The sequence below is a fragment of the Rhodococcus sp. NPDC056743 genome (genome assembly GCF_042790355.1).
GTDB lineage: Bacteria > Actinomycetota > Actinomycetes > Mycobacteriales > Mycobacteriaceae > Rhodococcus_F.
Genome location: NZ_JBHTZI010000001.1, coordinates 118,429 through 134,986, shown reverse-complemented (window position 1 = coordinate 134,986; position 16,558 = coordinate 118,429). Strand labels below are relative to the sequence as shown.

Below are 16,558 nucleotides of genomic sequence, written 5' to 3'. Positions count from 1 at the left end.
AGAGTTGGTAAAGTCGTGCCAGGGCAACCGATCGCGAGTAACGTCAAACCAGTGAGTACTCGCCTCGGATACCAAATGCCCAATTTCAGCTACGGTGGCCCGGTCAAGGACCTCTTCCCCACCGTCATCGCTCAAGCTCGTGAAGCCGAAGCCGCTGGTTTCGACACCGCGTTCGTGATGGATCACTTCTACCAACTCCCCGGCATCGGCGAACCCGATGCGCCCATGCTCGAGGCGTATTCAGCGCTCTCCGGGCTGGCTACAGCTACCAGCACCATCCAACTGTCTGCCCTCGTCACCGGCAACACGTACCGAAACCCGCCGATGCTCGCCAAAACCGTCACCACGCTGGATGTGGTGAGCGGTGGTCGCGCCATCCTCGGCATCGGAGCAGGCTGGTTCGAACTCGAACACAATTCCTTCGGCTACGAGTTCGGCACCTTCACCGAACGGTTCCAGAAACTCGACGAGGCTCTGCAGATCATCGAACCGATGCTCCGCGGTCAGCGGCCCACCTTCGACGGCACGTGGTACCACGTCAAGGAAGCCATCAACGAACCCCGCGTCCGCGACGACCTGCCGATCCTGCTCGGCGGCGGCGGCGAGAAGAAGACGTTTGCCCTTGCCGCGCGATTCGCAGACCACCTCAACATCATCTGTGATCCGTCCGAACTGCCCCGCAAGATGGAAGCCCTCGCAGCACGATGCGACGAAGTGGGACGCGACCGCTCCACACTCGAAACCAGCTTCCTCACGTTCATGATGATCGACGAGGACGGTGACAAGGCGCGCGCCCACCAACGCGATTTCATGGCAGAACGTGGGCTCGACATCACCACGGCACCGGAGGACGTGGTCGCCAAGGCTACCGAACGCCACTTCGTCGGCAGCCCGGACGACGTCGCCGAGCAAGTTCAGTCGCGCATCCTCGACCACGGGATCGACGGAGTTGTCATCAACCTCATCACCAACGGCAACGAACCAGGAATTGTCGACCTGGCCGGGCGCACACTCGGACCGCTGGTGGGTAAGTAGTAGTTTCCTACTCGCACTTCACGATCGGAACCGGATCGTACTTCACGGTGCGAGTATTCGAGGAAACCTCGGCGCCGGTGGCGTGGTCGGTGATCACACGGGTATCACTCGTTGTGAAGCCGGGCGCGCCACTGGACGCGATACACCCGTCGCCCTTGGGTAGGACCACAGTGTTCGGCGATGTAGGAGACGTACGCGATCCGGTGATCGACTCCACGTCGACGGTCTTCGTTCCCCAGATCCTCACTGTCACATTCGATGACGTCGTGATCGTTTGAATCATCACACCGGTCTTCGACGGATTGCGGAACTGCAGATCGATCGCACCGTCGAAGATCGTAGCCTCACGGGCTTCCGGGTACCGCGAGATGTAATAGCTGTGCTCGGTGTGCGCGACATCTTCCATCCCGGCGAAGTACGTTGCGTTGTAGAGCGTCGTCGCCAGCTGGCTGATGCCACCGCCGACGGCTTTGTCCGGTCGACCGTTGTTGATGATTCCCGATTCCACGTAACCCTGGGCCGCGCCGCGCGGCCCGGTGAACTCGTTGAACGAGAACGTTTCTCCCGGTTTGACTATCGCACCGTTGAGCACCGACGCTGCCAAGGCGATGTTCACACCGGACGCGTACTCGAAGCCTCCGGTGGTGTACTCGCCGATCACTTCCTTGATGCCGAGCGCCTCTGCGCCCTCGGTGGTAAGTGCCGGCTGAACCTGCCCGTAGACAGCCGGAGTTGCCCGAGAGCCGGTGCTGGCGAGCAGAACCGGCAGTTCCTTCACGGTTTCCGGCCAATTGATCAGGTCACCGACCACACCCGGCACCACCGTCGGCGCGCCGCCGGCCAGCGTGATCGACGCGTCCTTCGGCTGAACCTCCGTCGACACCAATTGCGGAGCCAGAATCCTCACCGCGGCGTCAGTGTTGTACTGCGGCGTCAATCCACCCGAGCCGTCGGGAGTAAACGTCAGAATCTCGCCGATCTGGTCGACGCCGACAGTCGCTTCCTTACCGTCGCGGCCGTTGACCACAACCGCACCGGACACAGCCGGCTGAGCAACGTCCTGCAACGCACGATCGACACCGGCCTGCGTTACCGTCACCGGGGTGTCGTCCACCGGTAGGTCCACAACGTCGCCCGAGGACCACTCGTCGACGAATGTTGCTGCCGCACCGGGAAGATCGAGGGCCCGGCCCACCACCGGCGACACACCGGACGCTTCGCCATCGGAGATGACAACACCACCTTCGACCGGCGCGCGATCGCTGGTAGCCGCGACAGCCGTCATCGACGCGTCCAATGCCGCCTGATCGACGCTGGACACCACCGGCACCTCACGCGAGCTGAAGAACGAGGTGATCCGCGTGATCGGATTGAGCGGTTGCTCGTTCACACCCGCCAGCGTCGCCGACCAGTCCACGTCGATACCGGCCGATGCTGGAACGATCTCGGACTCCACATCATCCGCGCTCACCGTGACGGGCTCGACAAGCCTCGGGGCCAACTCAGCGCGCAGAACTGTTTCCGCCTCGGCCGGTGATCGGTTACCGATGTCGATGCCGGCAACCTGGGTGCCCCGCGGCGTGTTTCCGGACGACGTGAACACGTCCACGCCGTAGGCAAGAACTCCCACCGCAAGAATCCCGCCGACGATCAGAGCCGGCTTGACCCACTTCTTCGACGCCGACGGCTGATCAACGGCCACCGGCTCGGGCGCTACCGCCGGAAGAACCGGTTCGAATTGTCGGGTCGGTTCCGCTGCACCCGCCGGAACCTCGACGCCGGCCGCTGCCGTCGGGCCAGTCGGAATCTCGGAGTTGGCCGGCACCACAGGAATGACTGTTGTGATCTCGTTGGCCGACTCATCCGGAACCGGGCCGTCCAAAGTTGGTTCCTCTGGAGTTGGCTGATCCTGAGCTGGTTGGTCCTGAGCTGGCTGATCCTGAGCTGGCTGATCCTGAGCTGGTTGGTCCGGCGCTGATCCTTCCGAAACCGACGGCGAGGTGTCAGGAGTTTCGGAGCCGTCCACACCGTTGTTCTTCTCCGGGGGTGAACCGTCTGCGTCACTCACTTGCTTAACTCCTTGCTGCATGGACCGGGACTGCTGCATCGACCGGGGCTGCGGCGCGTACCCAGCACTACTCAACAGGGTATCCGGACATACAAGAGCCCCGCGTTGCTGCCAGGTCGGGGGTCAGGCAGCAGCACGGGGCTGTCTTGAATATCGGTAGCTACCCGTCAGCGTTACAGGCCCACAGAAATTTGTCCGAAAAAGATAAGGAGATCCGGTCACCCCTCGCGACCGGATCTCCTTTTCACCACCCACAGACCGCTGTTACCGCAGGTGAGCGCAGTAACAGCCAGCTGCGGGACTACCGCTCGATGATTGCAGTGACGCCCTGTCCGCCTGCTGCACAGATCGAGATAAGACCGCGCCCTGAACCCTTCTCCGCAAGCATTTTTGCGAGAGTCGCCACAATGCGCCCGCCGGTAGCAGCAAACGGGTGTCCGGCAGCCAAAGACGAACCGTTGACGTTGAGTTTGCTGCGATCGATCGAGCCCAGTGCGCCGTCCAGTCCCAGACGTTCCTTGCAGTACTCGTCGGACTCGAAAGCCTGCAGCGTCGCGAGAACGACAGAAGCAAATGCCTCGTGGATTTCGTAGTAGTCGAAGTCCTGCAAGGTGAGTCCGTTGCGAGCCAACAGGCGCGGGATCGCGTACGTCGGAGCCATCAGCAGGCCGTCCCTGCCGTGGACGTAATCGACGGCTGCGGTCTCCGAGTCGACGAGGTGCGCGAGGACGGGAAGGTTGCGCTCGGCTGCCCACTCGTCGGTCGAGAGGAGGACAGCTGACGCGCCGTCGGTGAGCGGCGTGGAGTTTCCGGCCGTCATGGTGGCGTCGCCGAGCTTGGTGCCGAAAACGGGCTTGAGCGTCGACAGCTTCTCGACGGTCGAACCGGGACGGAGGTTGTCGTCGCGGGTCAGGCCCAGAAATGGAGTGACGAGGTCGTCGAAGAATCCGCGGTCGTATGCCGCTGCCATGTTCTTGTGGCTGGCGGCGGCCAGTTCGTCCTGGTCCTCGCGCTTGACGCCGAATTCCTTGGCGGTGATGGCAGCGTGGTCACCCATCGACTTACCGGTGCGCGGCTCGCCGTTGCGCGGGATCTCGAGACCGAGCATGCCGGCGCGCACGTTGCCGAGCAGCTTGATGCGATCGCCCGTCGACTTCGCGCGGTTGAGAGAGAGCAGGAACTCGCGTGCCTGATCGTTGACACCGATCGGAGCGTCGGACGTGGTGTCGGTGCCACCGCCGATGCCGGAGTCGATCCGCCCGGCCGAGATGGCGTCGCCGACTGCGACGATCGACTGAAGGCCGGTGCCGCACGCCTGCTGAAGGTCGTATGCCGGGGTGTACGGGCTCAGCGCACTCCCGAGAACCGACTCACGGATGAGATTGAAATCACGGCTGTGCTTGAGCACCGCGCCGCCGACCACCAGGCCGAGTTGCTCGCCCTGCAGATTGAAACGGCTCACCAATCCGTCGAGCGTGGCTGTGAACATGTCCTGATTGGACGCCTGCGCGTACGCCTTGTCCGAACGGGCGAAGGGGATACGGTTGCCTCCGACGATCGCGACGCGGCGGCGCTGACCTGCAGGCTTTGCGGAAGAAGTGGCGTTGGCTGCGGATCGGGCATTCGAACGGGCTTTGCTGGTCACTTGCGTCTCCAAGGATGGTGCGATTACCTGTTGAAGACTATTCTTACTCAGTAGTAAGTTACTTGTCTATCGCCGCATTCTTTTCGATTGCCCGGTGAGAGACAACCCGAAACACAACAGAAGGTAGGACCGTGGCAGCCAGCAAGGGAGCTCCCGACCTCTATTCACAGTTCCTCTCGTCCGCCCCCGGCGCATTCATCGCGTCGAAGGCCGGCCTGCCCAGGCCCGAGAACCTGCGCCGCTACAAAGCCGGGGAACCGCCGTTGGCCGGACCGGTCCTCATCGGCGGTAAAGGCCGACTCGTAGAGCCACTGCGCGTCCTACTGTCCGACTACCCCGCCGCGCAGGCCCACGACTCCAGCTTCGGCGCGCTGGTATTCGACGCCACCGGAATCACCCAGGTCACCGAACTCGAGCAGCTGTTCGAGTTCTTCCAGCCCGTGATCCGCAACCTCGCATCCTGCGCTCGCGTCGTCGTACTGGGCACGACGCCGGAAGAGACGTCGAGCGTCGACGAGCACGTCGCGCAGCGCGCCCTCGAAGGCTTCACCCGCAGTGTCGGCAAGGAGATCAAGCGCGGCTCCACCGCACAGCTCGTCTACGTCTCCCCCAAGGCATCCGCCGGCCTTTCGGGCGTCGAATCGACTCTGCGCTTTCTACTTTCGGCCAAGTCCGCATTTGTCGACGGCCAGGTCATCGTCGTCGGAAATGAAGATTCCGTCGCACCGGCCAACTGGGACAAGCCGCTCGACGGCAAGGTTGCGGTAGTCACCGGCGCAGCCCGCGGCATCGGCGCCACCATCGCCGAGGTCCTCGCCCGCGACGGCGCACACGTAGTCTGCGCTGACATTCCCGCTGCCGGAGAAGCACTTTCGGCCACCGCCAACAAGGTCGGCGGAACCTCCCTCGCACTCGACGTCACGGCAGACGACGCAGCCGAGGTCCTCGCGGCACATCTGCTCGAGCGTCACGGCGGCGCCGACATCATCGTCCACAACGCCGGAATCACCCGCGACAAAACCCTCGCCAACATGGACGAAGGCCGCTGGAACATGGTCATCGGCGTCAATCTTCTTGCACCGCAGAGGATCACCGAGCACCTCGTCGCGAAGGGCGCCCTCAAGGAAGGCGGCCGCGTCGTCGACGTGTCCTCCATCGCCGGCATCGCAGGCAACCGCGGCCAGACCAACTACGGCACCTCCAAGGCCGGCGTCATCGGCCTCGTCCACGCCGAAGCTCCGGTCCTGGCAAAGAAGAACATCACCATCAACGCCGTGGCACCCGGCTTCATCGAAACCGCAATGACCGCAGCCATCCCCTTCGCTACCCGCGAAGCCGGCCGCCGCATGAGCTCCCTGCTGCAGGGCGGCGAAACCGTCGACGTCGCCGAGACAGTCGCCTACTTCGCCAGCCCGGCGTCCAATGCCGTTACGGGGCAGGTTGTTCGCGTGTGCGGCCAGAGCCTCCTGGGCGCATGATGGCAACCAAGACCGTCGCCCTCACCGAGCAGCCCAAGACCCTCGACATCTACTCCCGCGCGGTACTGGGGTTGTTGCCGTGGAACAAATCGGACGCACGCTCGGTGCCCTCGGTCGTCTACACCCTCACCGGGCTGAAGGTAGACACCGACAACCTGGCCGCCTACTGCCGCGTCACGGGCCTGCGATTCGGTGATTCACTGCCGATCACCTACCCATTCACGTTGGCATTCCCGACGGTGATGAAACTGATGGTGTCGAAGGAATTCCCCTTCCCCGCAGTCGGTTCCGTACACGCCGAGAACGTCATCGAATCACTGCGCCCCATCTCCGTGAGCGAACCACTCGATCTCTCGGTACACGCCGAGAACCTGCGCGAGCATCGCAAGGGCCTGCTGATCGACGTCATCACCGAAATTCGGGTGGGACGGGAACTGGTGTGGCGTCAGACGTCGTCGTTCCTCAACCAGCAGAAGACCTCACTGTCCGGCGAAGCCCGACCGGAACCGAAGGCCGACGAGGTTCCGCCGATGCCGATGACCACCATTCGCGTCGATCAGACCACGATCAGCAAGTACGCATCCATCTCCGGGGACCGCAACCCCATCCACGTCTCCTCTCTGGGCGCCAAGGCTTTCGGATTCCCGAAGACCATCGCTCACGGAATGTGGAGCGCCGCCGCACTGTTGCGGACCGTCGAAGGCGATGTGGCCGACAAGGTCACGTACAGTGTGCGATTCGGTAAGCCGATTCTCCTGCCGGCAACCCTGAACGCCTACGCCGATCGCGTCGACAACGGCTGGGATCTGTCGCTACTGCACCCGAAGAAGGGCTACCCGCACGTCACGGCGACGCTGCGCTGAACCTGGACTGATCCGGACTGGACTGGACTGGCGACATTCCTGCCCACTCCGACAGCGTGAACGTATCGCTGCCCCTGTTGAACGAGGGGAGCGATACGTTCACGCGATGGGGGTGGGGACTATGTGGGGACCATGTGGGGACTATTCGGACTTCTTCTTGCCCGACAAGCCGCGCCACGCCAAGGACTCGAGGAGATCAGCCGCCTCGTCCACTTCGATTTCTCCGCCGGCAACGCGGTCGGCCACCGCCTCACCCGCACCGACCAGGGCGATGGCGATGATCCCGAAGTCGTGGGACGCATCCGGATCCTTGGTGCTGGACTCGAGGAGGTGCGCTGTCAGTTCGATCAATCGGTCGCGACTGGTCTGCACAGTGCCCGCAAAAGCCTGCTGCCCGACGGCCTGACGGTAGAGGACCATCCACGACTTGCGGTTGGCGCCCACAAATCCGAGGAAACCTTCGAGCGCGGCACGCAATTGCTCACGCGGCGTCAGATCCGGTGCACCGGCCGGAGCCAGGGCTTCGACAAAACGCAGACCTTCACGATGGATGCACGCGGCAAACAGCTCTTCCTTGGAGCCGTAGTACAGGTACAGCATCGGCTTGGAAATCTCTGCCTTTGCCGCAATGGCATCCATTGAGGTTTCGTGAAATCCCCTGTCGGAGAACACGTCCACGGCCGCGTCGAGCATCTGCTGCTCGCGTACCGCGCGTGGCAGTCTCTTCGTGCCACCGGCCATGTATCCTCCAACCACAGGGTAAATATCTATCTTACTCTACGGTAAGATCCGGCGTCGAATCGCACTACCGTCTCAGCAGGTAACAGCACCCTTCGCCTGTGCGACCGTCACTACAGCCTGATCCACGCGGGACTGCGGCAAAGCACCCGACGCGACGGCACCTTCGAGTTGATCGAGCACCCGCGGCACGTCATCGGTTGTGAGCCACAAAGCCTGGTCCACGCCTGCCACCAATGCGGCCTGCACCGCGTCGGCAATATCGTAACGGTCGGTAATCGCCTGCATACCGCTGAGGTCGTCGGTGAAGATCGGCCCGGTGAACGGCGCTGCGCCGTAACCCACTCCGTCGCGAAGCAGCGACACCGCAGCCGGACTGATACTTGCCGGCACACCCGGTTCTGTCAGACCCGGCACCTCGAGGTGGCCGATCATGACGCCGACGCCGGTGTTCACCAACGCCCGGAACGGGACAAGATCCGATTTCATCAGATCTTCCAGGGGAGGCGTCGTCACCGCACCGGTATGCGAATCGCCCGACGCGCTGCCGTGGCCGGGAAAATGTTTGATCACCGGGAAGATTCCGGCGTCGCGCATTCCCTGGGCGTACGCACTGGCATAGGCGATCACCGTTTCGGGATCGTCCGAGTACGAGCGGTCACCGATTACCGAATTGTCAGGCTGCGAGCTGACATCGACGTCCGGTGCGTAATTGACCGTGATCCCGAGTTCCTTCAGACCCCGGCCACGCTCGAGCGCCATCTGGTACGTCTGTTCCACTGTCATCGTCTCGGCAGTCTCACGCGCCGACGGATCTGGCCCGAGTATGTCCTCGACTCGGGACACCCGGCCACCTTCCTCGTCGATTGTCACCATCAACGGAATCTTCGACGTCGAAGCCACCTGCGGCACTTCACGATTGGTCAGCATCGACTGATCGGTCCAGCTGCCGACGAAGATGCCGCCGATCTGCTCGCTCGCAACGATCGCCATCGCGTCGTCGGTACCGGTCACGCCCACGTTGAGGAGTTGGGCGAGCTTCGCCCTCGTGGACAACGACGCCAGGAGGTCGCTGCCGCAGACGGCAGGTGCGGAAACGGCGGCGGAAGTCTCCGATGTTGTCGCGATGTCGGTCGTGACACTCGCCGCAGCAGACGTCGATGGCGCTGCCACGTCCCCGCCGTCGCCCGAGCATCCCGCTACCAATCCGCCGCACAGGGCAAGAGTGGTTGCCGTTTTCACAAACTTGATCCGCATTCTTACGACGGTATCGGACTCCGTACCCATACACTCCCCTCACCGGCACTGCAGGAAGGTAACCTGGACGTGAACCGATTCCCCGCTGACGAGGAGGTCGTGATGCCACAAGGACTGATGCTCATCGCGTACGACGGTTCCGAGAACGCCCGACGTGCTGTCGAGTACGCAGGACGTTTCCTGTCCGCCAATCGCGCAATTCTTGTCACCGCCTGGGAACCGATGGTTCGCCAAGCCGCGCGGATGTCCGGGCTCTCCGGCGTCATGCAACCCGAGTGGGTTCCCGACGACGATGTCGAGGACATCGCGTACAGCGATGCCAAGTCAACTCTCGCGGAAGGCGTCGCATTGGCCGAGGCGGCCGGTTTGACCGTCGAAGGCCGCAGTGCCGAATGCCGGTCGGCAATCTGGTCCGCCATCGTGGAGACTGCCGACGAATTGGACGTCGACATCATCGTCACCGGCACTCGCGGCACTACCGGTTTGCGCTCGTTGTTGCAGAGCAGCGTGGCGGATCATGTTCTGCGTCACAGTCATCGGCCGGTGTTGATCGTCCCTCCTGGCAAGTGAACACCCGCCCCCGGCGACTAGTGTTCTAGTCACCATGGACGGTTTTGTTCTCTCTCGGCCTGATCACAGCGTGCTCACCCGCGGCGTACGACGCAGTTTCGACGACGCGGGCGCGGCGACGCATGCATTGTCGGAGGGTTCGGCGCCGCTGATCGTCGGCGCGCTTCCTTTCGACCCGTCGGGAGCGACGGCGCTGTACGAACCGGCCGAGGCAACTGTCACCGGCAGTACGTGGCGTCCGGGCACGTCCGTGGATTTGCCGGGCACACGTGCGGTGCGCGAAATTCCATCGCCCGCAGATCACCTTCGACGGGTGGAGAAACTTCTCACTCATCTGCGTGACGGCGACCTCGGCAAGGTGGTCTCGGCGCGGACCGTCGAATTGCTGGCCGAATCTCCCATCTCACCAACGGCACTCGCGGCTCGGATGGCTGCACTCAATCCCGCTGCAAATACGTTTGCCGTCGATCTCAGTGCTGCCGGAGCCGATTTTGTCGGCCACTCTCTTGTCGGCGCGACGCCCGAGGTGTTGGTGAGCCGACGCGGGAATGTCGTCACGTGCCGTCCGCTGGCGGGGTCCGCGCGTCGGACCGCCGACACCGAAGCGGATCGGGTTGCCGGCGACAGCCTCCTGAGTTCGACGAAGAATCTTGCCGAGCACGCCTTTGTCACCGATTGGATTCGGGACATCCTCGGCCCGTTGTGCAGTGAGTTGTCGATACCGTCGGCCCCGGAATTGACCAGTACCCATGAGGTCTGGCACCTGGCCAGCCCGATTCGCGGCATTCTGCGCGAGCGCACCTCGGCGCTCGAGTTGGCAATCGCGCTGCACCCGACACCCGCCCTGTGTGGAACACCCACTGACACGGCATTGGACGTCATCAGGGACACCGAGGAACCGAGGCGCTTCTACGGCGGCGCGGTCGGGTGGTGCAACAACGCCGGCGACGGCGACTGGGTGGTCGCGATCCGATGCGCGGAGATCAGCGCTGACGGTCGAACTGCCTGGGCAAGCGCCGGGGGCGGAATCGTCGCGGATTCGGACCCCCAGGACGAATTGGACGAGACAACCACCAAATTACGGACATTGCTCACAGCGTTGGGCGTCCCGGACACAATCTAATCAGTCCACTGCGGGGCCAATCGTCCGAATTCTCGGCGGCGAGTGATACCTTGACGCGAACAGTTCGTACGGACCGGTAAGTCCCGGCCGACCGACACGACCTATTGGGAGATCCACGATGACGAAGTTCCTTGTCCCCGGTGTGGCCAGCGCTGTCGTCGGCCTCGTTCTGGGCGCTGCTGCAATCTTCGGCGCCACGGCAGTAGCCGCGGACAACACTCGTCCCGATATCGACCGCAGCGGAAATGCCCCTTCTTCCGTCCTGAACCAGGTTGAGTACGGCAGCCGCTGAGAGCGCAGGCCTCGCGAGTTCCCGTTCTTCCGCCGAAGGCACCACCGTGCCTTCGGCAGAGCCTCTGTCGAAGCGGTGGCTGTTCGGCGCTTCCGTCGTAGCGTTTCTTCTCACCTTTTTCCAGTCACCTGGGCTGATCACCGCCGACACCAAGTACGACCTGACGCAGAATCCGTTCGGCTTTCTCGAACGCGCATCGCATCAGTGGAGTAGTCAGGCCCCGTTGGGCCAGGTGCAAAATCAGGCCTACGGTTACTTTTTCCCGCACGGGCCGTTTTTTGCGTTGGGCGAGCTCGCCCACGTTCCGCCGTGGATCACGCAGCGCATCTGGTGGGCGCTGCTGCTGATTGCCGGGTTCTGGGGCATCGTCCGCGTCGCCGAGGCGTTGGGCGTCGGTAGTCGCAGTTCTCGCGTCATTGCCGCAGTTGCGTTTGCACTGTCCCCACGTGTTCTGACAACACTCGGATCGATTTCCTCGGAAACCTTGCCGATGATGCTGGCGCCATGGGTGTTGTTGCCGGTCATCGTCGCTTTCCGCCCTGTACACCCATCCGGTAATCCGGACGACCACCCACGCGCGCAGTGGAAATTGGCCGCCCAATCCGGCCTCGCTGTTGCCCTGATGGGTTCGATCAATGCCATTGCCACCGCAGCAGCCTGCCTCGTCGCCGTCATCTGGTGGCTCTCGCACAAACCGAACCGCGCCTGGCTGACGTTCACCGCATGGTGGGCCCTGTTCGTTGCCCTGGGCACACTGTGGTGGATCGTCCCCCTCCTTCTGCTCGGCAAGGTCAGCCCACCGTTCCTCGACTACATCGAATCGGCCGGCGTCACGACGCAGTGGGCCTCACTCGCGGAGATCCTGCGCGGCACGGACAGTTGGACGCCGTTCGTCTCACCCGAACGCATCGCCGGCGCTGTCCTCGTGACCCAACCGGCAGCAGTTGTCGCCACCGGACTGGTTGCCGCCGCCGGACTTGCCGGACTCTGCATGCGGTCGATGCCCGCCCGAGGACGCTTGACGCTCATCCTGTTTGTCGGCATCACCGGCTTGGCTGCCGGATACGTCGGCGAACTCAGTTCTCCGATCTCCGATCAAGTGCGCCTGTTCCTGGACTCTGCGGGCGCACCGCTGCGCAACGTCCACAAACTCGAACCGCTCGTGCGTCTGCCGCTGGTTCTCGGCCTCGCCCACCTCCTCGCAAAAGTTCCCTTGCCCGGTTCGGTTCCGATGCCGCGGTGGCGACGCGCCTTCGCTCATCCCGAACGTGAACCGATGGTGGCGCTGACTTCCCTGATCCTGGTTGCCCTCACCCTGTCGACGGCGTTGGCGTGGACCGGCAAGCTCGCGCCGCGTGGCGCGTACCCCGAGGTGCCGTCGTACTGGACCGAAGCCGCGCAGTGGCTCGAGGACAACACCGCACCAGGCTCCGAAGCCGAGCGCGCCCTCGTGGTCCCTGGCGCACCGTTCGGCAGCCAGGTATGGGGACTGACCCGCGACGAACCGCTGCAAGCCCTGGCCACTACCCCGTGGGCCGTGCGCGACTCCGTCCCCCTGACGCCGCCCGGCGCCATCCGCGCCCTCGATTCGGTGCAGCGTCTGATCGCCGACGGTCGCCCCTCCGACGGTCTCGCGCAGACTCTGCTCGGGCAGGGCATCCACTACCTCGTGATGCGCAACGACCTCGACGGCGACACCTCACGCTCAGCCCGCCCACTCCTCGTTCATCAAGCCGTCGACGGTTCCCCCGGCATCACGAAGGTCGCCGAGTTCGGTGAGAACATCAACCCCAAGCCCATCGACGGACTTGTTGCCGACAGCGACCTGCGACCCGACTACTCCCCCATCGAGATCTTCGAGGTCACACCGCCGGACGGAAGCACCACCGTCAGCGGCCCGTACTCGGTGGATCTCGATCAGGTTCCGCTGGTCCAGGGCGGACCGGAAGCCGTTCTCCGCCTGCATGAAAGCGGAACACTTCCCGGCACCGGTCCCATCGTCTTTGCCGCCGACGCCGCTGCGGCCGGATTGCCGGTCGACGCGCTCACCGTCACCGACACACCGCGTGACCGCGAAACCGATTTCGGTCAGGTCGACAATCACAGTTCCGCTCTGCGAACACCGGACAGCGAACGACGCACATACAACCTCGTTCCCGACTACCCCGTCATCGACACGCCTCTGGTGCAAGGTCGTTGGAGCGGCGCCGAGATCACCGTCTCCAGTAGTGCCTCCGACGCCACCCAACTGGGTGGAACGTCACCGTCGAGTAGCCCGGCGGCGACGGTGGACGGCGATCCAGGCACCGGCTGGTTCAGCAACGGCATCGAGCGCGCGTTGGGGCAGTGGTTGCAGATCGACTTCGACACTCCCATCTCGAGCGGGTTGCTGCACCTGACCACCAGCGCGGCGGCAATCGGCGCCCCTGTCAAATGGCTCGAGGTGTCCACCCCCAACGGAACCAAGGCCGTCAAGGTGGACCGGCCGGGCGAACCTGTCACGGTGTCGATTCCCGGCGGCACCACACCGTGGGTGCGCGTGACGGCAACCCATACCGAAAATGGTTCGGCTGGAACACAGTTCGGCATCAGCGAACTTTCCGTGGAGGACTTCTCCGACCGCAGCGCGCCGGTATTCGTACCCATTACGTTCGACACAGTACTGCCCGACGTTCCGAACGACGCATCGGTGACGTCCTGGAATCTGACGCAGGAATTTCCGGGCCGGAATTCCTGCGCCGACAGCGATGATCGAGTGCGCTGCAGCAACGCATTCATGGCCATCCCCGAAGAGCCGAGTCGATTCCAGCGCACTCTCGACGTCCCGGAAAACACCTCTGTCACAGCCGAACTGACTGTCCGGGCCCGTCAGGGCAGCGAGCTGGACTCACTTCTCACCGTCCCCGGCCGCATCACGGCGTCCGGGTCGAGCGACATCGGCGATACCCGCGGATCAGCCTTTGCCGCCACCGACGGCGACGCACGGACCACGTGGTCGGCGCCGCAGAGCACCACCGAGCCAGGTGGCCCGAAACCGACTCTCACCCTGACGCTTCCGGAACCGACTCTTGTAACAGGACTCGACATCACCCCCAGCGTAGGAGTACTACCGTCACCGCCCACCAGCGTTGCCGTGAATCTCGGAAACGGACCCCAGGTCCGCGAACTGGATCCAGATGACACACGAGTACCCCTGTCCCCCTTCGTCACCGACACGATTATCCTGAGCATCACCGACTGGGATCCAGTCCTCGATCAGAACGCATTCGGCTTCGCGCAGGTTCAGCCCACCGGACTGGCGGAAGTCGGCGTGATCGGTGCGGACGGCACACCCGTCGCCGATTCCGGGGTGCAGACCGACAGCACCCTGGACAACCGTCAGATCACCGTCCCCTGCGGCATCGGACCCACGATCACCATTGCCGGGCAACAGTTCCCGACGTCGATCGACACCACGGCGCATGAGCTCCGCACCGGCGCTCCCATCCCGGTGAGCGTCTGCGGCCCGACCGGAACGGCACTGTTGCACGCTGGTCGACCGGACGTCGTGGTCGAGCCGGGAGCAGCGTTCTCCGTGGACAATCTCGATCTCACAGTTGTCCCTTCCGATCCGCTCCCGCCGCAGGATCAGAGCGCTCTCCCCTCGACCGCGTGGACAGAAAATCATCGTGAACTTGCCGTCGCCGCGTCGACGGCCGATCAGTTGATCGTGAATCCCGAAAGCACCAGCATCGGCTGGATCGCCACCGCGCCCGATGGTTCCGAGCTGACCCCGGTGGTGGTGAACGGTTGGCAGCAGGGCTGGATCGTGCCCGCCGGCACGTCCGGAACGATCACCCTCGACTTCCCCAGCGACCGCTGGTACCGGTTGGGGATCTTCGGCGGTCTGGTGCTGCTGATCCCACTGTTCCTCGCTGCCCTGATTCCGGTGCGGCGGGTACCGAAGCCGACCGCACCGCCGCGCCCGTGGCACAGCGTCGTAGCGGGGTGGCTGGGTGTGGCTGTCGCCGCCACCGTCATCGGCGGACTCGTGGGAACCGGAATCTTCGCGGTGTGCTCACTCACCGCGCTGGCCCTGGTTCGCGCAGTCGGCCCGGATCGCACGGCGCGCATTCTGGTCGGTACCGCCGGTGTGGCAGCGATAGCCGGAATCACGCTTCTGTCCACCGGACCGTGGCGAGCGCCCGGCGGATACGTCGGAGATTCGTTCCTGATTCAGTTCGTGATGCTGCTGGCGTTGGTGGTCACCGGATTGGCGGCGCTGCCCGTTGCCGGTTCACCGATGTGGCGACGGTTCTCCCAGCGCTTGATTGCCAAACGCGCAGGTTCCTCCACCAAGGCGTAGCTCGCCGACGCCACAGCCACACTCAGAACAACAGTCAGGGCAAGTACGGAGAAGAAGCTGCCCGAGAACGGCGCGATGCCGAATACCGGGAACACCGCGTTGAGCACTGCCAGATGCCAGATGAAGATTCCGTACGACCAGCGACCGATCGCCAAGGCAAACGGACTTGCCAGGAATCGGTGCTGGGCCTCGTCCCGCAGAACCAACGGTGCGATCAGCGAAAAGCTGATGATCGCACCGAGCACGATCTTGACGGCGAACTGCCAGGGTTCCGGCCGTACCAACCCTTCCGGTCCGGCGAGGTCGGTGCACGACAGTACAAACGCCACCAACGCCACGCCGGTCAACAGAAGCCGTCGGTGCGCCAGCCGATGTACCCACGTCGAAGCTCCGACGGCGAGTTCCGCCAACACCATGCCGACCCCGAACCACGGAAGGTACCCCGGCAGCCAATTGTCGTGATGGATGAAATCGGGCGCAGGAACCGGGAGGAACGCCCAACTGAGAGCCAGCACCGAGACGGCGGTCAACAGTGGGATCCGGAACCGGGCACTGCTCCCGCGCAGACGTACCAGGAGAACTGCGAACAACGGCAGCAACAGATAGAACATCACCTCCACCGACAGGCTCCACATCTGTGTGAGCCCCTCGGTGAGGGTGAGCGGAACAAAGACCTGTACCAGCCCGAGGTTCGCGAGCCACACCTGATAACCGCCGCCGGCACCTGGCAGGAAAAGGAGAATAAGCGTCACTGCCACCCAGTACGCGGGGAGAATGCGCGTCGCTCGGGATATCCAGTACCGCACGGTGGCCTGTGGCCGACCGATTCCGCGGGCAGCGGCCGCATGGGGGCGCCACAACAGAAACCCGGACAGAGCAAAGAACACTGCGACAGCAAGGTCGAGCCGTCCGAAAGCCCGGCCGATCGCGCCCGACTGAGCTTCACCCGTCTGGAAGGCGACGTGTGTCACGAGAACCCCGAGCGCCGCCAAACCTCGCATACCGTCCAAGGCCGGAACAAAGCCACGGGCCTGCGGCGGGACGGCAGAAGAAGAATTCACGGGACTCATCATCACGGATAAGTGTGCACCGGAGTGCGTTCGCCCTAAACCATCCGGACGCCCTGTAAAAAAATGCCAGGCCA

General features: G+C 63.7%; 11 protein-coding genes and 1 pseudogene. 7 read left to right on the top strand and 5 right to left on the bottom strand.

The features are described 5' to 3' along the window. The first annotated feature begins 51 nt into the window (after positions 1-51). Entirely contained in the window at positions 52-1,035 is a 984-nt protein-coding gene (locus ACFRFQ_RS00630) for an LLM class F420-dependent oxidoreductase (protein ID WP_378651763.1), read from the top strand. Between the two features lie 7 nt (positions 1,036-1,042). Here ACFRFQ_RS00630 and ACFRFQ_RS00625 read toward each other — a convergent pair whose 3' ends face one another. After that, complete coding sequence (locus tag ACFRFQ_RS00625; protein ID WP_378651761.1) at positions 1,043-3,103, bottom strand: VanW family protein; 2,061 nt, start codon at positions 3,101-3,103, stop codon at positions 1,043-1,045. 301 nt (positions 3,104-3,404) lie between these two features. Continuing rightward, positions 3,405-4,748, bottom strand: coding sequence for an acetyl-CoA C-acetyltransferase (locus tag ACFRFQ_RS00620; RefSeq protein WP_378651758.1), 1,344 nt, complete (start codon positions 4,746-4,748; stop codon positions 3,405-3,407). A gap of 131 nt (positions 4,749-4,879) precedes the next feature. Here ACFRFQ_RS00620 and ACFRFQ_RS00615 point away from each other — a divergent pair, with 131 nt between their 5' ends. Beyond that, a complete protein-coding gene (locus ACFRFQ_RS00615; protein WP_378651755.1) occupies positions 4,880-6,226 on the top strand; it encodes a 3-oxoacyl-ACP reductase in 1,347 nt (448 codons plus the stop codon). After that, entirely contained in the window at positions 6,226-7,089 is an 864-nt protein-coding gene (locus ACFRFQ_RS00610) for a MaoC/PaaZ C-terminal domain-containing protein (RefSeq protein WP_378653472.1), read from the top strand. Before ACFRFQ_RS00615 ends, ACFRFQ_RS00610 begins: the two co-directional genes overlap by 1 nt. 141 nt (positions 7,090-7,230) lie before the next feature. On the opposite strand, the gene ACFRFQ_RS00605 is transcribed toward ACFRFQ_RS00610, so the two are convergent. Further along, the gene (locus ACFRFQ_RS00605) at positions 7,231-7,830 is read right to left on the bottom strand and encodes a TetR/AcrR family transcriptional regulator (RefSeq protein ID WP_138870205.1); all 600 of its coding nucleotides are present in this window, start codon (positions 7,828-7,830) and stop codon (positions 7,231-7,233) included. 72 nt (positions 7,831-7,902) lie between these two features. After that, positions 7,903-9,084 carry a glycoside hydrolase family 3 N-terminal domain-containing protein gene (locus tag ACFRFQ_RS00600; protein ID WP_378651752.1) on the bottom strand — a complete coding sequence of 394 codons (1,182 nt, stop codon included), beginning with the start codon at positions 9,082-9,084 and terminating at the stop codon, positions 7,903-7,905. 102 nt (positions 9,085-9,186) lie between these two features. Between ACFRFQ_RS00600 and ACFRFQ_RS00595 the strand changes: the two genes are divergently transcribed. From ACFRFQ_RS00595 to ACFRFQ_RS00580, 4 genes are all read left to right on the top strand, one after another. Beyond that, complete coding sequence (locus ACFRFQ_RS00595; RefSeq protein WP_138873401.1) at positions 9,187-9,654, top strand: universal stress protein; 468 nt, start codon at positions 9,187-9,189, stop codon at positions 9,652-9,654. 34 nt (positions 9,655-9,688) lie between these two features. After that, positions 9,689-10,777 carry an isochorismate synthase MenF gene (locus tag ACFRFQ_RS00590; RefSeq protein ID WP_378651749.1) on the top strand — a complete coding sequence of 363 codons (1,089 nt, stop codon included), beginning with the start codon at positions 9,689-9,691 and terminating at the stop codon, positions 10,775-10,777. Positions 10,778-10,895: 118 nt separating this feature from the next. After that, positions 10,896-11,069 (top strand): DUF2613 domain-containing protein, encoded by a 174-nt coding sequence (locus ACFRFQ_RS00585; RefSeq protein WP_378651746.1) that lies wholly within the window; start codon positions 10,896-10,898, stop codon positions 11,067-11,069. A 46-nt stretch (positions 11,070-11,115) separates the two neighbouring features. After that, a complete protein-coding gene (locus tag ACFRFQ_RS00580) occupies positions 11,116-15,414 on the top strand; it encodes an alpha-(1->3)-arabinofuranosyltransferase family protein (protein ID WP_378651743.1) in 4,299 nt (1,432 codons plus the stop codon). A gap of 23 nt (positions 15,415-15,437) precedes the next feature. Here ACFRFQ_RS00580 and ACFRFQ_RS00575 read toward each other — a convergent pair. After that, positions 15,438-16,484 (bottom strand): annotated as a pseudogene (locus ACFRFQ_RS00575) (acyltransferase family protein); the annotation flags it as partial. Between the last annotated feature and the right edge of the window lie 74 nt (positions 16,485-16,558).